General features: G+C 27.1%; 3 protein-coding genes. 1 reads left to right on the top strand and 2 read right to left on the bottom strand.

Features of this window, described 5'->3' with window-relative positions; genetic code table 4:
- The first annotated feature begins 56 nt into the window (after positions 1-56).
- Positions 57-7616: a BspA family leucine-rich repeat surface protein gene (locus tag HGG64_RS02320; protein ID WP_169580348.1), complete on the top strand. Its 7560-nt coding sequence runs from the start codon at positions 57-59 to the stop codon at positions 7614-7616.
- 150 nt (positions 7617-7766) lie between these two features.
- Here the strand turns inward: HGG64_RS02320 and HGG64_RS02315 are convergent, their stop codons facing one another.
- Together HGG64_RS02315 and HGG64_RS02310 are read right to left on the bottom strand one after the other, a co-directional pair.
- Entirely contained in the window at positions 7767-14171 is a 6405-nt protein-coding gene (locus HGG64_RS02315) for an SGNH/GDSL hydrolase family protein (RefSeq protein ID WP_169580347.1), read from the bottom strand.
- A gap of 479 nt (positions 14172-14650) precedes the next feature.
- A complete protein-coding gene (locus HGG64_RS02310) occupies positions 14651-21052 on the bottom strand; it encodes an SGNH/GDSL hydrolase family protein (RefSeq protein ID WP_169580346.1) in 6402 nt (2133 codons plus the stop codon).
- Positions 21053-21135 lie beyond the last annotated feature (83 nt).

The raw sequence follows: 21135 nt of genomic DNA, 5'->3' as shown, positions 1-21135 counted from the left end.
TAATCTATTAAAGAAAGAAAAGATAAACAAAACGTATTACAAAGGAATTAAATAAAATGAAAAATAAAAAAAAGTTACTAGAAATCTTTTTAGTAATTTCTACTATAAATTTACCACTCTTGTTAATGTCAACAAAAATTGATAATCAAAATAATAAACGCTTAATTAATCAAAAAAGTTTTTTAAAACCTCTTGAATATGATTCAAAGTTTTTGGTGAAAAAAGCAACCTATAAGGGAACAAAATGCACCCAGATTGGTTACTTCACAAATGCAAATGGTGAAGTTCAAATTGAACAATTTGCTAACAACGTTACTGAAGTTCCTAAGGAATTGCCAGAAGAAATAACTTCACTCAAAAATGCTTTTAAGGATTGTAGTAACTTTAATCAAAACCTCTCGATTTGAAATGTTCGAAAAATTACTGATATGTCATCTATGTTTGAGAACGCTACACTATTTAATAATGGTGGTTCAGATCTAAAATGAGATTCTGGATATTTGAAAACAACATCAAAAATGTTCAAAAATGCCGTTAATTTTAATCAAGATATATCAGATTTACGTGCTTGAGAGGTTATTGACATGTCGTCAATGTTTGAGGGTGCTTCATCATTTAATAATGGGGATAAACGTTTAAAAATAAGTTTGGGACATGTTATAAATATGTCAAAAATGTTCAAGGATGCAATTAGTTTTGATAAGACTGTTACTAGTCTTAACGCAATAACTGCAGAAAATATGTCATCAATGTTTGAGGGAGCCACTTCTTTTAATAATGGAGGAGAGGAATTTCTTTGAAATTGTAGTGATAATATTAAAGACATTTCATCAATGTTCAAAAATGCGACTAGTTTTAATCAGGATGTTTCTAATTTAAAGATTTCCAATGTTGAGGATATGAGTTCAATGTTTGAGGGGGCAACTTCCTTTGATAACGGAGGAAGAGAATTAGATTGAAGAATTACTTGAATAAGAAGTAGCAAAGTTAAAAATATGTCAAAAATGTTTAAAAATGCTACTAATTTTGACAAGGACATGTCAAATGTGATTGTTAGCAATGTAGAGGACATGTCATCAATGTTTGAGGGTGCTTCATCATTTAATAATGGATCCAAACCATTAATGTGAAAAAATGAAACTTCAAAAGTTAAAAATATGTCATCTATGTTCAAGGGAGCAACTGCTTTTAATCAATTAATTACATCAATAGATATGAGTAATGTTGAAGATATGAGTTCAATGTTTGAGGGTGCTTCATCATTTAACAATCGAAATACTGAAATGAAATTAAAAAATGACAAAGTCTTAAAATTGTCAGCAATGTTTAAAAATGCCTCTAACTTTAACCAAAAAATTTCTGATATTGATACTAAAAATGTTGAGGATATGGCATCGATGTTCGAAGGAGCAAATAATTTCAATCAAGACATTAGCAGTTGAAATGTTAAAAATGTTGAAGATATGAGTTCAATGTTTCGTGGAGCAAAAAAATTTAACCAAGATATTAGCACTTGAAACGTAAAGAATGTTGGAGATATGAGTTCAATGTTTGAGGGCGCTAGTTCGTTCAATCAAAATATTTCAAAATGAAATGTTGATAATGTAAAAAAATACGACAATTTTTATAATAACTCACTAATTGCAAAATTTTTAGAAAATATTCCTCCTAAATTTTTGACAAAAGATAATGAGCGTTCAATAGCTAATCTCGAACTAGATATTAATATTGGAAATATTGATACTACAGATAGAGATAAAATTATTGAAATTATAAAAGAGAAAAACAAAAATAGCAAGATAAGATGAGATGTTCTAGACTTTGATATTTCAAATTTAAATGATGAATATGTTGAAATAATAATTTCTGATAAATCAAAGAAGATTTATGAAAATGAAATAAAATTCAAAGTCGCATTAAAAAAGAATTTAACAAAAGAAATCAAAGTTAATGGCTTAGGCAAAGTTAACGCAATCAATGAAGAAGAAATCAAACGAGTTGTAAATGAAGCAAATGCTGATAAAAAAATTAAATGAGAGCAACTAAAAATTACCATCAATGGCAATAATATTACTATTAAAGCAGTTGATGGCAGTGCTGATTATTCAAATACTACTCACCTTAGCTTCAATGTTGTTGCTAAAATTGATTTAACAAAAGAAATTAAAGTTAATGGCTTAGGCAAAGTTAACGAAGTCACTGAAGATGAAATCAAACGGATTGTAAATGAAGCAAATGCTGGCAATAGCATAAAATGAGAGCAGCTAAAAATTACTATCAATGGTAATAAGATTACTATTAAAGCAGTTGACGATAGTGCTGATTATTCAAATACTAGTGAACTGAGCTTTGAAATTTCAGCTAAGCAAAATCTTAACACAATCATTAAAATTAATGAGACACTAAAAGTTGAAGAATTAACCATTAGCGAAGTTCAAAAACTAATAAAAGCGAAATATCCACAAATCGATATTAATCAACTTGAATTTACAATTACTGATCAACAAAATGGTCACATATTAGTTAAAGCTAAAAATGATAGTAAAGACTATATTGGTGAAGTTAACTTCAATGTTGCTGCTAAAATTGATTTAACAAAAGAAATTAAAGTTAATGGCTTAGGCAAAGTTAACGAAGTCACTGAAGATGAAATCAAACGGATTGTAAATGAAGCAAATGCTGGCAAGAGCATAAAATGAGAGCAGCTAAAAATTACTATCAATGGTAATAAGATTACTATTAAAGCAGTTGACGATAGTGCTGATTATTCAAATACTAGTGAACTGAGCTTTGAAATTTCAGCTAAGCAAAATCTTAACACAATCATTAAAATTAATGAGACACTAAAAGTTGAAGAATTAACCATTAGCGAAGTTCAAAAACTAATAAAAGCGAAATATCCACAAATCGATATTAATCAACTTGAATTTACAATTACTGATCAACAAAATGGTCACATATTAGTTAAAGCTAAAAATGATAGTAAAGACTATATTGGTGAAGTTAACTTCAATGTCACTGCTAAAATTGATTTAACAAAAGAAATTAAAGTTAATGGCTTAGGCAAAGTTAACGAAGTCACTGAAGATGAAATCAAACGGATTGTAAATGAAGCAAATGCTGGCAATAGCATAAAATGAGAGCAGCTAAAAATTACTATCAATGGTAATAAGATTACTATTAAAGCAGTTGACGATAGTGCTGATTATTCAAATACTAGTGAACTGAGCTTTGAAATTTCAGCTAAGCAAAATCTTAACACAATCATTAAAATTAATGAGACACTAAAAGTTGAAGAATTAACCATTAGCGAAGTTCAAAAACTAATAAAAGCGAAATATCCACAAATCGATATTAATCAACTTGAATTTACAATTGCTGATCAACAAAATGGTCACATATTAGTTAAAGCTAAAAATGATAGTAAAGACTATATTGGTGAAGTTAACTTCAATGTCACTGCTAAAATTGATTTAACAAAAGAAATTAAAGTTAATGGCTTAGGCAAAGTTAACGAAGTCACTGAAGATGAAATCAAACGGATTGTAAATGAAGCAAATGCTGGCAAGAGCATAAAATGAGAGCAGCTAAAAATTACCATCAATGGTAATAAGATTACTATTAAAGCAGTTGACGATAGTGCTGATTATTCAAATACTAGTGAACTGAGCTTTGAAATTTCAGCTAAGCAAAATCTTAACACAATCATTAAAATTAATGAGACACTAAAAGTTGAAGAATTAACCATTAGTGAAGTTCAAAAACTAATAAAAGCGAAATATCCACAAATCGATATTAATCAACTTGAATTTACAATTACTGATCAACAAAATGGTCACATATTAGTTAAAGCTAAAAATGATAGTAAAGACTATATTGGTGAAGTTAACTTCAATGTTGCTGCTAAAATTGATTTAACAAAAGAAATTAAAGTTAATGGCTTAGGCAAAGTTAACGAAGTCACTGAAGATGAAATCAAACGGATTGTAAATGAAGCAAATGCTGGCAATAGCATAAAATGAGAGCAGCTAAAAATTACTATCAATGGTAATAAGATTACTATTAAAGCAGTTGACGATAGTGCTGATTATTCAAATACTAGTGAACTGAGCTTTGAAATTTCAGCTAAGCAAAATCTTAACACAATCATTAAAATTAATGAGACACTAAAAGTTGAAGAATTAACCATTAGTGAAGTTCAAAAACTAATAAAAGCGAAATATCCACAAATCGATATTGAACAACTTGAATTTACAATTACTGATCAACAAAATGGTCACATATTAGTTAAAGCTAAAAATGATAGTAAAGACTATATTGGTGAAGTTAACTTCAATGTTGCTGCTAAAATTGATTTAACAAAAGAAATTAAAGTTAATGGCTTAGGCAAAGTTAACGAAGTCACTGAAGATGAAATCAAACGAGTTGTAAATGAAGCAAATGCTGGCAAGAGCATAAAATGAGAGCAGCTAAAAATTACCATCAATGGTAATAAGATTACTATTAAAGCAGTTGACGATAGTGCTGATTATTCAAATACTAGTGAACTGAGCTTTGAAATTTCAGCTAAGCAAAATCTTAACACAATCATTAAAATTAATGAGACACTAAAAGTTGAAGAATTAACCATTAGTGAAGTTCAAAAACTAATAAAAGCGAAATATCCACAAATCGATATTGAACAACTTGAATTTACAATTACTGATCAACAAAATGGTCACATATTAGTTAAAGCTAAAAATGATAGTAAAGACTATATTGGTGAAGTTAACTTCAATGTTGCTGCTAAAATTGATTTAACAAAAGAAATTAAAGTTAATGGCTTAGGCAAAGTTAACGAAGTCACTGAAGATGAAATCAAACGAGTTGTAAATGAAGCAAATGCTGGTAAAGAAATTAAATGAGAGCAGCTAAAAATTACTATCAATGGTAATAAGATTACTATTAAAGCAGTTGACGATAGTGCTGATTATTCAAATACTAGTGAACTGAGCTTTGAAATTTCAGCTAAGCAAAATCTTAACACAATCATTAAAATTAATGAGACACTAAAAGTTGAAGAATTAACCATTAGTGAAGTTCAAAAACTAATAAAAGCGAAATATCCACAAATCGATATTGAACAACTTGAATTTACAATTACTGATCAACAAAATGGTCACATATTAGTTAAAGCTAAAAATGATAGTAAAGACTATATTGGTGAAGTTAACTTCAATGTTGCTGCTAAAATTGATTTAACAAAAGAAATTAAAGTTAATGGCTTAGGCAAAGTTAACGAAGTCACTGAAGATGAAATCAAACGAGTTGTAAATGAAGCAAATGCTGGCAAGAGCATAAAATGAGAGCAGCTAAAAATTACCATCAATGGTAATAAGATTACTATTAAAGCAGTTGACGATAGTGCTGATTATTCAAATACTAGTGAACTGAGCTTTGAAATTTCAGCTAAGCAAAATCTTAACACAATCATTAAAATTAATGAGACACTAAAAGTTGAAGAATTAACCATTAGTGAAGTTCAAAAACTAATAAAAGCGAAATATCCACAAATCGATATTGAACAACTTGAATTTACAATTACTGATCAACAAAATGGTCACATATTAGTTAAAGCTAAAAATGATAGTAAAGACTATATTGGTGAAGTTAACTTCAATGTTGCTGCTAAAATTGATTTAACAAAAGAAATTAAAGTTAATGGCTTAGGCAAAGTTAACGAAGTCACTGAAGATGAAATCAAACGAGTTGTAAATGAAGCAAATGCTGGCAAGAGCATAAAATGAGAGCGGCTAAAAATTACCATCAATGGTAATAAGATTACTATTAAAGCAGTTGACGATAGTGCTGATTATTCAAATACTAGTGAACTGAGCTTTGAAATTTCAGCTAAGCAAAATCTTAACACAATCATTAAAATTAATGAGACACTAAAAGTTGAAGAATTAACCATTAGTGAAGTTCAAAAACTAATAAAAGCGAAATATCCACAAATCGATATTGAACAACTTGAATTTACAATTACTGATCAACAAAATGGTCACATATTAGTTAAAGCTAAAAATGATAGTAAAGACTATATTGGTGAAGTTAACTTCAATGTTGCTGCTAAAATTGATTTAACAAAAGAAATTAAAGTTAATGGCTTAGGCAAAGTTAACGAAGTCACTGAAGATGAAATCAAACGAGTTGTAAATGAAGCAAATGCTGGTAAGAGCATAAAATGAGAGCAGCTAAAAATTACTATCAATGGTAATAAGATTACTATTAAAGCAGTTGACGATAGTGCTGATTATTCAAATACTAGTGAACTGAGCTTTGAAATTTCAGCTAAGCAAAATCTTAACACAATCATTAAAATTAATGAGACACTAAAAGTTGAAGAATTAACCATTAGTGAAGTTCAAAAACTAATAAAAGCGAAATATCCACAAATCGATATTGAACAACTTGAATTTACAATTACTGATCAACAAAATGGTCACATATTAGTTAAAGCTAAAAATGATAGTAAAGACTATATTGGTGAAGTTAACTTCAATGTTGCTGCTAAAATTGATTTAACAAAAGAAATTAAAGTTAATGGCTTAGGCAAAGTTAACGAAGTCACTGAAGATGAAATCAAACGAGTTGTAAATGAAGCAAATGCTGGTAAAGAAATTAAATGAGAGCAGCTAAAAATTACCATCAATGGCAATAATATTACTATTAAAGCAGTTGACGATAGTGCTGATTATTCAAATACTACTCATCTTAGCTTCAATGTCACTGCTAAAATTGATTTAACAAAAGAAATTAAAGTTAATGGCTTAGGCAAAGTTAACGAAGTCACTGAAGATGAAATCAAACGGATTGTAAATGAAGCAAATGTTGGCAAGAGCATAAAATGAGAGCAGCTAAAAATTACCATCAATGGCAATAATATCACTATTAAAGCAGTTGACGGCAGTGCTGATTATTCAAATACTAGTGAACTGAGCTTTGAAATTTCAGCTAAGCAAAATCTTAGTCAAATTATTAAAATCAATAATTGAGGTAAAGTTAATACAGTTGACGACATTATAAGATTAATAAATAACAAATATCCTCAAATTGACACTAATCAATTAGAATTCACGATTCTAGATACCGAAAACAATAGTTTTTTAATAAGAGCTAAGGTTGATAGTAAAGACTACATAGGCGAAATTAAAATAACAACTTCCAATAAGCCAGATATTATCACCTTAATCAAGGATAAGAAAATTAAATTTGAGTTAGGTGAGATAGAAGAAAAAAATATTAATGAAAAATATTTTGCGGAGATAATTAAAAAGATTTTCAAAGATGCAAATGTAGATAATTTAAACTTTAAAATTAGAATTGATAAAGAAAATAAAAAAATTATTGTTGATTTTAGTTCTGATGATAATTATTCTGGAGAATTAACATTTAGATATAAATTACTTGATGCTAATAAACAAAGAATAAGAAGAAATATTATTACTATCACATTGTCAATACTACTTGGCGCACTAATTGTCACTATACCAATATTAATTATTATTCTATTAAATAGAAAATCAAGATCTAAAAAATTAAATAATAATGGTGAAAAAAATAACAAAAAGAATTAATTAATTTAAACTAATCTAAAAAAATGGCGTTTGAAATAAAATGCCATTTTTTGAAATTAATTTTTTATATAAAAATTTTTATTTTCAACCATTAATAAAAATTAAAATAAAAATATTTTTTGCTATAAAAGCAAATTTTTGCTTTTATATTTATTCTTTGACTTTCGAGAAATCAACAGTATTTAAACCACTTCATTCTGAATTAGATTTTGCATTATTTAACTTCATGAATTTAGCAAATCCACCTTCTTTAATGGTTAGAAGAATGTAATCTCTTTTACTTATTTGATTTATAGTGCCATCTGCTGTAACTTTATATTTAAATGGTGCTAGTTTAGATTGCTCTGAACTATTATATCCACTTGTAACAATTAAATAATCAATTGAGCTAGGGGTGTAATTATCCTCATCGGGATAGTAGTAATAAAGAGCCCTTTTATAATCAAGGTAATTTGTAAATTCGCGTCTAATGCCATCATGATAGAAATAACTTTGCATTCCTTTAAATGCTCTACCTGCTAATCTAAGTCCTGATCCTTCTTGGATTTCCCAAAGAATTGATAAACGGCTTGTATATAATCCAAGTCTTCCAAATCCTAACTCCCTATTTGCTTCGACAGTTTCACGACCAAACATTTCAAATATTGCAAATTTTAGTGATACTAGCATACGGTAGGTTGCTTTGTATGCTTCTTTATCATATCTAACAAGATAGTCATTTTGATAGTTATCATATTGTGAAAATTCCTTAGTTACCTCTTGAGCTAATAATTTAAATATTGTATCAAGAATTGCGAGTGGGTCAAATTTCGAAGCACCACTAATTGGATTGCCAAAAATGTCTTTGCTTCCCCTTACAATCTCATTAAGAGTAGTAATTGTTGTTCTTTTTGAACGATCTGAATTCATATTTATATTTCTTAAAGCATTATAAATAAATGAATTTTCTAATCTTGATTTACCAAAAATTAAGTTAATTAACTTAACAAGTTTTGGACCATCAATTACATTTCCTTCGCCAATTAGGTTAGCAAAAGTTTCAATATCACTAAAGTTAAATGTTGAGGTAAATTCATCAATAATTTCTTTCAATAATTGGTTAATATTTGCTAAGTCAGCATTTTTAGCTTTTTTAGTAAATGAATCAAACAATTGACTTACTTTATTTTTGTAGAATTCAGTTTGTTGAATCTTAGGGACTGCTGTTTTAATGATTTCTTTAAATAAATTTTTGTCATCTTCAGTAGTATTTTCTAATGATAAAAATCTAAATATTTCATCAACTAAGATATTAACTACGCTGTCATCCTTCGCAATTTGCTCAATTATTTCGTTTATATGTTTAGTCAATATATCTTTTGACTTTGTAATAATATCTACAAGAGCATTTTGAGCCTCTTTTTGACCATCAGTTTCATTTAATTGCTTTTTAGCTATTTCAGATATTAAATGATCAATTATTTTTTTAGTTGGCTCATAATTAATAACAGTGTTAGCAATTTTCTTAATGTTAATTGGATTTACATATTTGTTAACAAGCTTTTCATTGCTAATATTTTCAATTTCAAATTTAGCAATTTCTTTCAATGAATCTATCAATGAATTTTTAATTTTATTCGTTGTGTCTTCGTTTACAGTCTTATTAAATGAATTAAATCCTATAACTACATATTTCTTATAATCATTTAATAGCTTTTCAAAGACTTTCGGAATTGAGTTTTTGTTCTTTTCTTTTAATTCCTTTAATTCCGCAATGTTAATACTTATGTATTGATACATTGATACTATTTCTTCTTTAAGAGTGGAAATTTCATTAGTATTTAACATCATCTTAAATAATGCAGATAGGTTATCAGATGAAAAAATAATTTTATCAAAGTCTAAATCTTCAACTGATTTAGTTAATTGTTCAACAATCTTAGATTTATCAAGTATTGGTGATTCAGTAAATAAATCAATATTAACTAAATTATCAACGACTTTATCAATGAAACTTTCAATAATTTTTGAATTACCAATATTTCCAATTAATCTTGCTATAAATAGTTTAACATTTTCACTATTAATATTTGTTGCAGTTAGTCCATATTTTTTATTTATTAGGTCAAAAATTAATCCAGATATCTCTTTTACATTTTCTTTATTTTTTACTTGATCATTAATAACTTTTTTACTTAGCTTAATAAAGTTATCTTTTAAGTTTCCTAATAATTCTTGTATTTTCTTGTTTAATTCAGTTATTGAAGTTAATTTACTTCCATCTAAATCCGCCAACCAATTACCAATCGATTTAATCAAATCTGTTGCCGCTTTATCTTCAATGCTTGCGGCAGCAATATCAAAAACTTTTGTTAGAAGCTTGTTGGCTAATGGTTCTTGTTCTAATATTTTATTTTTAATATTATCTAACTGATTTTTTACAAATTTTTTAAATGCTCCGTTTGTATGGAATTGATTTGATAAGATTTTATTTAATTCTGCTTTTACTTCTTTTTTACCAGAATCATCTAATTTAGTAAATACTGATTTTAATAAATCTAATCACAATTTGCTATCAATTTTTAATTCACCATAAATCTCTAGGATACCGTCTTTTTTGTTATTGTTTGGTGAATTTAAATTATTTTTTGGTGAAGCAATACTGCTTAGTAGTAGTTCTCAATTTTTTAGGGAAACCAATGTAATACTTTTTACTTCGTCTGGAGTTAAATCTTTAACAAAGTTAGTTAATTCTTGATGGTTTATACCGTTAAAGATATCCACTAAGTTCACTTTTATTTCATATCTATCAAAATTAAATAGTTGGGATTTAATATTTTTTTCTATATTTTCAAATATTATGTCAACAAGTTTTTCAGTTAGTCCAAACTTAGAAAAATGATTTAAAAGTTTTGTAATAACTGACCTTGTTTTTTCTTTTAGATCTGGTGTTAATGAATTATTAACAGAATTTTCTTCAGCAAGTGATATGAATAATTCTGAGAAATTTTCTCTAAGATTTTTATTTTTAACATCCGATAGCAATTCATTAATATACTTAATAACATCCGCCTTCAAGCTATCTTTTTTAGTAGTTATGTAGTTGACTATTAGGTCAGTGAATGAATGTGATTTAGCAACTAAATCCTTATCAGAGAAAGTATTTTTTAGTAGCTTAGTTATAGTTGGAACAATGAATTTGGTATATTTATCATCAATAAATTTCTTTAAATCAGATAAAACCTTTCTTCAGTTTTCTTGACTTTTTGTTCCGCCAAAGCTAACTCTATCTAAAGCACCTTCAATGATTGCTTTTATGTCAAATTTATCAATAATGTAATTAATAATTTTATCTTCCTTGAAGAAAATTGAAAATATTTCTGTTACTTTACTAAATTCGACATGATATACATTATCCTTATCACGAGCCAAGAATACATCTAAAATTTCAGGAATAATTTTCTTATTATCTTTTGTTAGGAAGCTATTCATTTGTTCAGCAAAGTATTTAGAAAATTCTTCGAAATTCTTTTGTTTATTTTTATCAAGTGAAGCGGCAATTTCCTTGACTTTTGATTCAATATTTTCATATAGTGTTGAATTAGGGGCATTCTTTAGAACTTCTTTTAGATAGCCACTAATCTTTGTTTTATCTTGAGAACTAAAGGTATGTTTGGTTTGCTCTTCTAATCATTGAATTCATGTGGTAAATGTGTTATCAAAGACACCTTCAGTGGCTGTTAGTTGTGAGAAAATTGTCTTAATTAGATCATATAGTTTATTGTTGGGACCGTCCTTGAAGACACTAATTACAAAGGCATATAATGAATCATTGTCATACATGCTAGCTCTTTCAAGAACTTTATTAAATAATTCTTTAATACCAGCAATTGAATCTTTATTTTTAATTTGTGATCATAGAGTATTTCACATGTTTCTGAAGAATTGTTCAATTGCTTCGCTTTGTGATTGCTCTTCTTTTTTAAATGTATTTTTGAAGTTTAAAATTAGGGGCTCAATAATAAAATAATCTAGTAATTTTTTGATTGTGATGTTTAAATCAGATTTATCATCTAGAAAAGCTTGCTCAACTAATCTACCTAAAATATTAGAAATTAACTGTCTTCCCTCAGCTGTTAATTCATGATCTTTATCTTTAATTAAGTTTGTTAGCAGCTTAAATAATCTTTCACGCTTTTTGTTATTTTCTAAATAATTTGAGTTTTTAGTATCAAAGAAGTCCTCTTTAGCGATAAATGATAAACTAATAATTTCAAGGGCAGCTTGATATGTTTTTTTCTCTTCTTCAGTTTGTCCTAAATTAGCAGATGCTAAAGTAAAGAGTAGTTTATTTTCATTATTTGTATCATATTTATCAGCAATCATGTTGTCAAGAAATGTTGCAAATAATTCATTAGCATTAGGGGTTTTTGAATTAGATTGTTTAACATCACTAAATGTTTCTGCAACAAAACTTACTAATTTTTCAATATTTTTCAACTTATTAAAGTTTAAGAAGAAAATTCTTACAAATTCCCTAATGGTATTTTGATTAACACCTTCAATTTTATAAAGTTCGATAAATGAATTAGCAACGCTATTAATAAATTTGTCAGCAAATTCCTTGTCTTCGTTTAATCATTTAATAAATGAATCTAAAAGATCTTTGATTTCAACTTTGCTTCTTAGTAGTAAGGCATTAATAAATTCAGTGTAATTAGGATATACACCATATTTATTAGGTTCATCAAAAACTGAATCAACTAAACTATTGGCAAAAGTTTCAAGTTGTAATTCAAAATCAATTTGTGCTGAAGATTTATCGTCAATTGAGATTTTCAGTAAATCAAAGAAGGCTTTATATAAGCTACTATTGGTTAAATTAGCAAAAAATGGTTTGAAATATTGTCTAAATTCCCGGCTAATTCTTTGATCTTGCAGAAATTTCGTTTTAGAGATTTCTTTATAAAAGTTATAAATATGTTCGGTTGATGAAAATTCTTCATAGTAGATTTTGGCAAGATCTTTTGTTGTTATTTGATCTTGAGGAGTATCCTTAATTAACTGGTTAGTTCTTTTATTAAATGATTTAATCTCTTCATTAATGATGGTACTATCAAAAACTTGGTTAATGAATTCAATAAAAATACTACGAGTTTCATTATTGCTATCAATTTGTGCTTCTAGTTGTGCAAATGTTTCACGGTATTGAGCTAAGTCAATACCTAGGATCTTTAGAGACTTAAAGAAAAACTCAATTATCTCAAAAGCCGGCATGTTTTCGCCGTTATTAAATTGTGCTTTATAAACACTGAATATTTTTGAGTTAAAACTATTGTCTTGATTATCAATAACTTCTTTATTTTTAACCTCAGATTCGAATTCATATCTCTTATTAATACCTTCATTACCCAGGATTAATGATTTGATATTATTAGATTGAACATCAAATGAAATTGATTTTTGATAACCTCTACTGTCAATGTCTCCTAGTTTATCGCTAGCAATGGCATAATATTCATCTTCTCCAAGTGCAAGCTTCATAAATAAATCTTGAGCTAGTTTTTTATATCCCTTAATTGATGGAAGCATTTCAAATAAATTAGATGAATACTCTGAAGGATTAGTTAAAATATCACCTTCATTATTATATGAGACAAAGTTAACGCTATTACTATGAGCTACAGCCTTAATTTGATTATTTAAAATTTCAATCCCTTCATGCACATAATCCTTACTCAAAGCAAATTGGTTTTTAATAATTGAGCTTAGTTTTAAAAATGGATTAGTATAACCAACTAAAGTAATGTTAGCATTAGTGTTAATTCTTCTAATTTCAGTAATTAAACGATCATAATTTTCATAGATTATTGAAGCAAGTTGTTCTGCTCTTTGAATTCATTCTCTAAGTTTTTCTTCAAGTTCAGGAATGTTGCTATCAATGTTGTGAAATTCTAGTAGAATGTCAAAAATATCATTGCTATTAAAGAAATCATTGTAGCCAACCGAAAGAGTAATTAAATTTGCACTACTAATATCTGATTTTAATCTTTGAAAATCTGATGCTGAAAATGAGCCAAAAGTTTTACTTAAACGCTCAGAATTTGTTTTAGCCGCAAGATTTTTATTGTATTCAAAATTCTTTTTAATAGCATTGCTTTTTTCATATTTTTCATAAAGAGTTGGATTTAGAATGTAAAGCCACTCTTCAATAGTCGATCCTGAAAGACCATAGTTTTTATAGCTTCTTAAGTTAGTTTTGCTATCCTTTAACTCATTAATAGCGTTGGCAAAATATGAAGCATATGATAGCCCATAAACTTTTTGACTGTTGACATCATATTCATTTAGAGAATAATTATTATCGCTATTATTATTACCGGCAGCATAATCATCTCCTAAGGCAACATAATCAACTTTTCCAGAAACTTCAGATTGATCAAAAACTATACGCTCATATGTAGGTCGTGGCCTTCTACTGGTAGTACACGAAGCAGCAATAATTCCTGTTGATCCTAAGACAATAAATGCTCCTAGGATTGATAGTTTACTAGCAAATTTTTTTGATTTTTTCATAGTATTTTTCTCCTAATCTAGACAGGCAATATAAATAAAGACTATATTTACATTTTAATAATGTAAACAAAATATGAAATTATAAAATTAGTATTTATTTATTAACAAAATAACTAATTTTTCATATTTTGTCTTATGTTAGCAACCTCGTAATTTAGAAATAAATGAAATTATAACAAGTGTTACGAACAAAAAAATATTATTATAAATTTACGATAATTTTTACTTTTTGTGAAATTTTGGCCCAAAAAAGGCAATTTTTTAATGATTTTTTTATTTTTCTATCTTATTACTAGAACTAAATTTATATTAACAATATAAATCCCAAAAACAAAAATGAGAAAATAGTTTTAAAATTTATTATTAATGTTAGCCGCAAAATTTAGTTAATTTTTAGTCAAAACATTTTTTTTACTGTTTCAAATTGTTAAAAAAGCGAATAAAAAAAGAGCAAAATTACTTTCGCTCTTATATACTAATTAGTCATCAATCTTAGAAAAATCAACTTGATCTAATCCACTTCAACTTGACATTGATTTAACATCATTTATTTTCATGAATTTAGCAAATCCACCTTCCTTAAGCGTTAGAAGAATATAGTCTCTTTTGCTAATTTGTCCTTCTTTTCCATTTGCTGTTACTTTATATTTAAATGGAGTTAGTTTATCTTTTTCAGAATCTTTGTATCCACTTGATGCTATTATGTAATCAATTGAATCTGGAGTATATCTTTCTTCTTTTGGGTAGTGATATTTATATTTTCAATCTATATATTGAACATAGTTTGTAAATTCTTTCCTTAAAAAATCAGTTGTAAAATGAGTATTCATTCCTGAGAATTTTTTGTATGCTCATTTTAAATTTGTACCCTCTTGGATTTCTCATAAAATTGAAATTTTGCTTCTATAAAGACCTGCATATATTAAAGATGAGGTTTCTCTTTCATAATCTGGTGTTTCTCTTCCATACATTTCAAAAATTGCTAATTTTAAGGCTACTAAGAAACGATATGTAGCTTTGTATGCATCCTGTTTATGTCTAACATTGTAATCTGTTAAATAATTATGTATTTTATTTGATTCTGCTGTTACTTCTTGAGCTAACAATTTAAACATTTTATCTAAAAATTCAAATGGATCAAATTCAACTTTTACATAATTAGGATCAGTTACAATTTTATGTTCAAAAATATTCTTTCTTCCTCTTGCAATTTCATTTAATGTTGTGAGATTAGTTCTTTCAGCAACATTAGGATTCATATTTATATTTTTAAGGTTATTGTAAAGCAGTGAATTATTTAGGTTAGATTTTCCGAAAAATAAATTTATTAATTTAACTAAATCTGAACCGTTGATTCCATTTTCATCACCAATTAGATTTGCGAATATACCAATATCGGCAAAGCTAAATATCGAGCTAAATTCAACTAGAACATCATTTATTCATGTTCCAACACTTGAAATTCCCTTACTTTTTACATTATCTAAAATTATTTTAAATAGACGTTCCATCACAGTTTTTTTATAAAAATTAGTTTTTTGTATTGTTGGAATAACTTTTTTGATTATGTTTTTAAATAAGGCCTTATCGTCTTCAGTTGTATTTTCTAATGAAGCATATTTAAATATTTCGCCAATGATTATATCTAAGGCTTTTTCATCTTTTGACAATTGAATGATAATTGAATTGATATCATCAATTAATTTCTCTTTGGAATCAGTTGCAATTTTTACGATGATATCATTTAATGTTGAATTCTCTTCATAAGGATTATCAGAACTGATTCCTGAAATTATGTCAGTAACTAATTTTTTCGATTCTTTGTAATCCAAAACTAGATCAATAACTTCTTTAATTTTGTTAGAGTCAGCGTATTTATTTTGTAATTTTGAATTATCAAGATTTTTTACATGATTTTTAGCTATTTTTATTATCGCCTTACTTAGTGAATCTTTAATTTTGTTTTTTGAATCACTCTTTAAACCTAGGGCGAAAGAATTAATTGTTCTGACTGCATATTTGTTGAAATCTTTAATAAATTTATTAAATAATTCTCAATTAAAGTTTTCTTCTTGTTTTAGGGTTTTTAATTTTGATCAATTATTGCTTATATATTCATAGAAAGAAACTATCTCTTCGCTTGTCATGTTGACATCGCTGTTTTCAAAAATTCCTGATAATAACTTAGCTAAATTTTCTTTAGAAATTATTGAATTATAATCTATTGAGTTAATCATATTTTTTGCTTGAGAAAGGATCTTATCTTTACTTAGAATTTTTTCCTCATCAAAGAATTTAATTTTAAATACTTTATCTACGAGATTTGAAATTAAAGAGTCCACAATTTGTGAATTTAATGAGCTAGATAATATTCTAGAAATGAAAAGTTTTACATTTTCAGCATTAACATTTGTAACATCTAATTTTAATTTTTTATTTAGTAGATAGAAAACTAAATCAGATAATTGCTTAGAACCTTTTTGGTCTTTTATTTGGTCCCTAAGCACTTTTTTGATTAAAGCAATGAAATTTGTTTTAATTTTTGCTAGCGAACCTTCAATTTTATTGTTTATATCTTCAATTGAATTTATATTTTTGCCTTCCAAATTAACTAGTTCTTGACTAATACTACTTACTATATTTGATAACAGCACATCTTCTAGACTATTTGAAATATCATCAAATATCTTAGTTGACAATTTATCAAACATTGGGTCATCAGTTACGATTTGTTTTCTTATTCTATGTAATTGGAATTTGATAAACCTTTTTACTGTTTCATTTGAATGGAACTTACTAAAAATTGCTTGCAATTCAGCATTAACTGCGCCTTTTCCGGCCTCATCTAATCTATTAAATGTTTCCTTAAATAACTGAATTCAAGTTTCCTTGTTAATATTTAATTCCCCATATACATCAAAAATATTTTCTTTTTTATCGTTGGTATTTTTATCACCGATTGAGCCAGTAAAACTGCCTAGAATAGCTTCTCAATTTCTCAATGCAAGTATTGATAAATCTTTAATTTCTTCTGGTTTTATAGTTTTTATAAAATTAATTAATTCTTGATGTTTTAAGCCATTAAAGATATCAACTAAATTAATTTTTATATTATATCTGTTGAAATTGAATAATTCCTTTTGAATATTTGTTTCAATATTGTCAAATATGATATCTACCAATTTCTCTGTCAATTCAAATTTTGTAAAAGAGTTAAGCAATTTAACCATAAATTCTTTTGTGTGTTTCTTTTGATCTTCTGTTCAACTTGCACCACCAGAATTTTCATCAGCAAGAGAAACAAACAATTCTGAAAAATTGTCTTTTAGATTAGTTCCATTATTATCGCCAAGTAATTCTTTTACATATTCAATAGTTTTTGCTTTTAATTCTGCTTTTTTACCAATTATAAAGTTAACAACTAATTCCGTAAATGAATTAGATTTACTAATTAATGCTGTATCTGAAAATATTTTTTTAAATGAATCTTTTATAGTAGGAAGAATAAATTCTGTATATTTTTTATCAATAAATTTATTTAATTCTTTTAAAACCTTTTCTCATTTTTCTTGAGTCTTTGGGGTTTCAAATTTTATATTAGATAGTGCAACCTCAAGAAAACCCTTTAGATCGATTTTCTTAACAAAATAGTCAACTATTTTTTCTTGCTTAAACACTAAAGAAAATACTTCCATAACCTTGCTAAATTCAATATGGTATACATTAAATTTGTCTCTAGCCAAAAAAACATCAAGTAATTTCGGAATAATACTCTTATTATCTTTTGTTAGAAATTTATTCATTTCATCACTAATATATTTCGAAAAATCATTAAAGTTTTTTTGTTCAGTCTTGTTAACAGAATTTGCCACTTCTTTTAGTTTGTTTTCAATATGTTCATATAATGTTGAATTTGGAACATTTTTTAATAATTCTTTAGAATATACACTAAGCTTTTCACGAACTTCATCTTCAAACTTGTAATCTGTTTCTCTTTCAAATCATTGTAATGCTGTATCGAATACATTGTCAAATACACCGTCAGTTGCAGTTAACTGTGAAACTAAAATCTTAATTAAATCATATAGGTGGTTGTTTTCTCCGTCTTTAAAGACACTAACTACAAAAGCATATAATGATTCATTATCATAGTGCTCTGCTCTTTCTAAAATTGAACTAGTTAATTTTTTAATTCCGTTAATTGAAGCATCATTTTTGATTTGTGATCATAAAGTATTTCAAATGTTTCTAATAAATTGTTCTAGAGATTCAATTCCAAATTTTTCATTACTGTTAAAGTTATTTTTGATGTTTTGAATAATTGGTTCAACAATGAAATAATCAAGTAATCTCTTAATAGTTTTATTTAGATCAGAATTCTCATCTAAAAAGGCTTGTTCAACTAATCTTCCCAAGATATTTGAAATGAATTTTTTACCATCTGGTGTTAATTCTTTTTCTTTATCTTTAATTAGGTTGGTTAATAGTTTAAAGATTTTCTCACGTTTTTCATTATTTTCATAGTAGTTTTCATTCTTGGTGTCAAAGAAATCTTCATTAGCGATAAATGATAAACTGATGATTTCAAGTCCAGCCTGATATGCCTGTTTTTCTGCGTCATTGCGGCCTAAATTGGCAGATGCTAGGGTAAATAGGAGCTTATTTTCATTAGCGGCATCATATTTATCGGTGATCATATTATCGACGAATGTTGAAAATAGTTCATTAATGTTTGGTGTTTTAGAGTTGGCATGTTTAACAGCGGTAAATGATTCGGCCACAAAACTTACTAATTTTTCAATATTTTTCAATTTATTGAAATTCAAGAAGAAAATTCTAACAAATTCTCTAATTACTCTTTGATTATCACCTTCAATTTTATAAATATCGATGAATGAATTAGCAACACTATTAATAAACTTATCAGCAAAAGCAGGATCTTCTTCAAGTCATTTGATAAATGCATCTAATAGATTTTTAATTTCTAGTTTATCTCTTTGCAATAAAGCACCGATAAATTCGGTGTAATTTTTATATCCGCCGTACTGATCAGGACTATCGAATGCTACATTAATTAAACTATCAGTAAATGCTTCAAGTTGTAATTCAAAATCAATTTGTGCTACAGATTTATCATCAATTTTGATATTTAGCAAGTTGAAAAATGCTTCGTATAAGTATTTGTTAGTTAAAGAAGCAAAGAAAGGCTTGATATACATTCTAAATTCACGGTTAATTTTGCTATCTTGTAAAAACTTGGTTTTTGACATTTCTTTATAGAAGTTATAAATGTGATCAGCTGATGAGAATTCATCATAGTAGATACGAGCAATATCTTTAGTGGTAATGTTTTGCAAGCTATTATTTTGAATTAAATCATTAGTTCGTTTATTAAATGATTTAAGTTCAGAAGTAATTGTGCCACTTTCATAAACTTGGTTAACGAATTCAATAAAAGTTTTGCGGGTTTCTTCACTACTTTCTAGTTGTGCCTCTAATTGATCAAATTTTTCACGAAATTCAAGTAAATCAATTCCTAATATTTTTAATGATCTAAAGAAAAATTCTAATAATTCAAATGATGACATGTTTTCACCATTATTAAATTGTGCTTTATACACACTAAAAATCTTTGAGTTAAAACTATCATCCTGAGTTTCTAAAATTTTGTGATTTTCTTCTTGTTGTTCAAAATCATATCTTTTATTAACACCTTCATTACCTAGGATTAACGATTTAACATTATTAGATTCAACATCAAAGGCAATTGATTTTTTATATCCTTTACTATCAGCATCTTCAATTACTTGGTCACTAATAATGGCATTATATTCATTTTCACCCAAGGCTAACTTCATAAATAAATCTTGCGCTAATTTTTTGTATCCCTTAATAGTTGGTAGCATTTCAAATAAATTAGATGAATATTCAAGTGGATTTGACAGTATTTCACTTTCATTATTATAAGTAACAAAATTAACATTATTACTATATGCTACAGCTTTAATTTCGTTATTTAAAATTTTAATTCCTTCATGAATGTAGTCTTTATTTAAAGCGAATTGGTTTTTAATAATTGAACTTAGTTTTAAAAAAGGATTAGTATAACCAACTAATGTAATATTAGCATTTTGATTAATTCTTCTAATTTCAGTAATTAAACGGTCATAGTTTTCATAAATAAATGAAGAAATTTGTTCTGCTTTTTCGACTCATTCCTTAAGTTTTTCTTCTAATTGCGAAATATTACTATCAATATTATTAAATTCTAGCAAGATATCAAAAATGTCATTGCCTGCAAAAAAATCATTATAACCAACAGACAGAGTAATTAAGTTTGCTCTGCTAATGTCATCTCTTAAGCGCATATAATCTGCATCGCTAAAATTACCAAAAGTTTTTTGTAGGCGATTAGAACCTGTACCATTAGCTAAATTCCTATTATATTCAAAATTCTTTTCAATGATAGCGGTACTACGATATTTTTCAGGATTTAAAATGTAAAGTCATTGTTCGATTGTTGACCCTGAAAGACCATAGTTTTTATAGCTTCTTAAGTTAGTTTTGCTATCTTTTAACTCATTAATAGCATTAGCAAAATATGAAGCATAAGAAACGCCATGAACCACTTGACTATCAACATCAAAGTCATTTAGGGCATAATTATTGTCACTGTAGTTATTACCGGCAGCATAATCATCTCCCAAAGCGACATAATCAATTTTCCCGGAAACCTCTGACTGATCAAAAACTATACGCTCATAAATTGGCTTTTTAGTTTTAGTGGTGGTACATGAAGCAGCAATAATTCCAGCCGATCCTAGCACGATAAGAGTTCCTAATGTTGTTAATCTACTAGCAATTTTTTTTGATTTTTTCATAGTATTTTCTCTCCTTATTTTTTGAATAAGTGTATTAACTTATTTAAAAATACTTAATATTGTTCTGGCATAAACAAAAAAGA

It is taken from the genome of Mycoplasma phocoeninasale (genome assembly GCF_012934885.1).
GTDB lineage: Bacteria > Bacillota_I > Bacilli_A > Mycoplasmatales > Metamycoplasmataceae > Metamycoplasma > Metamycoplasma phocoeninasale.
The sequence above is the reverse complement of the archived record's forward strand: the minus strand, read 5'-3'. Positions and strand labels throughout refer to the sequence as shown.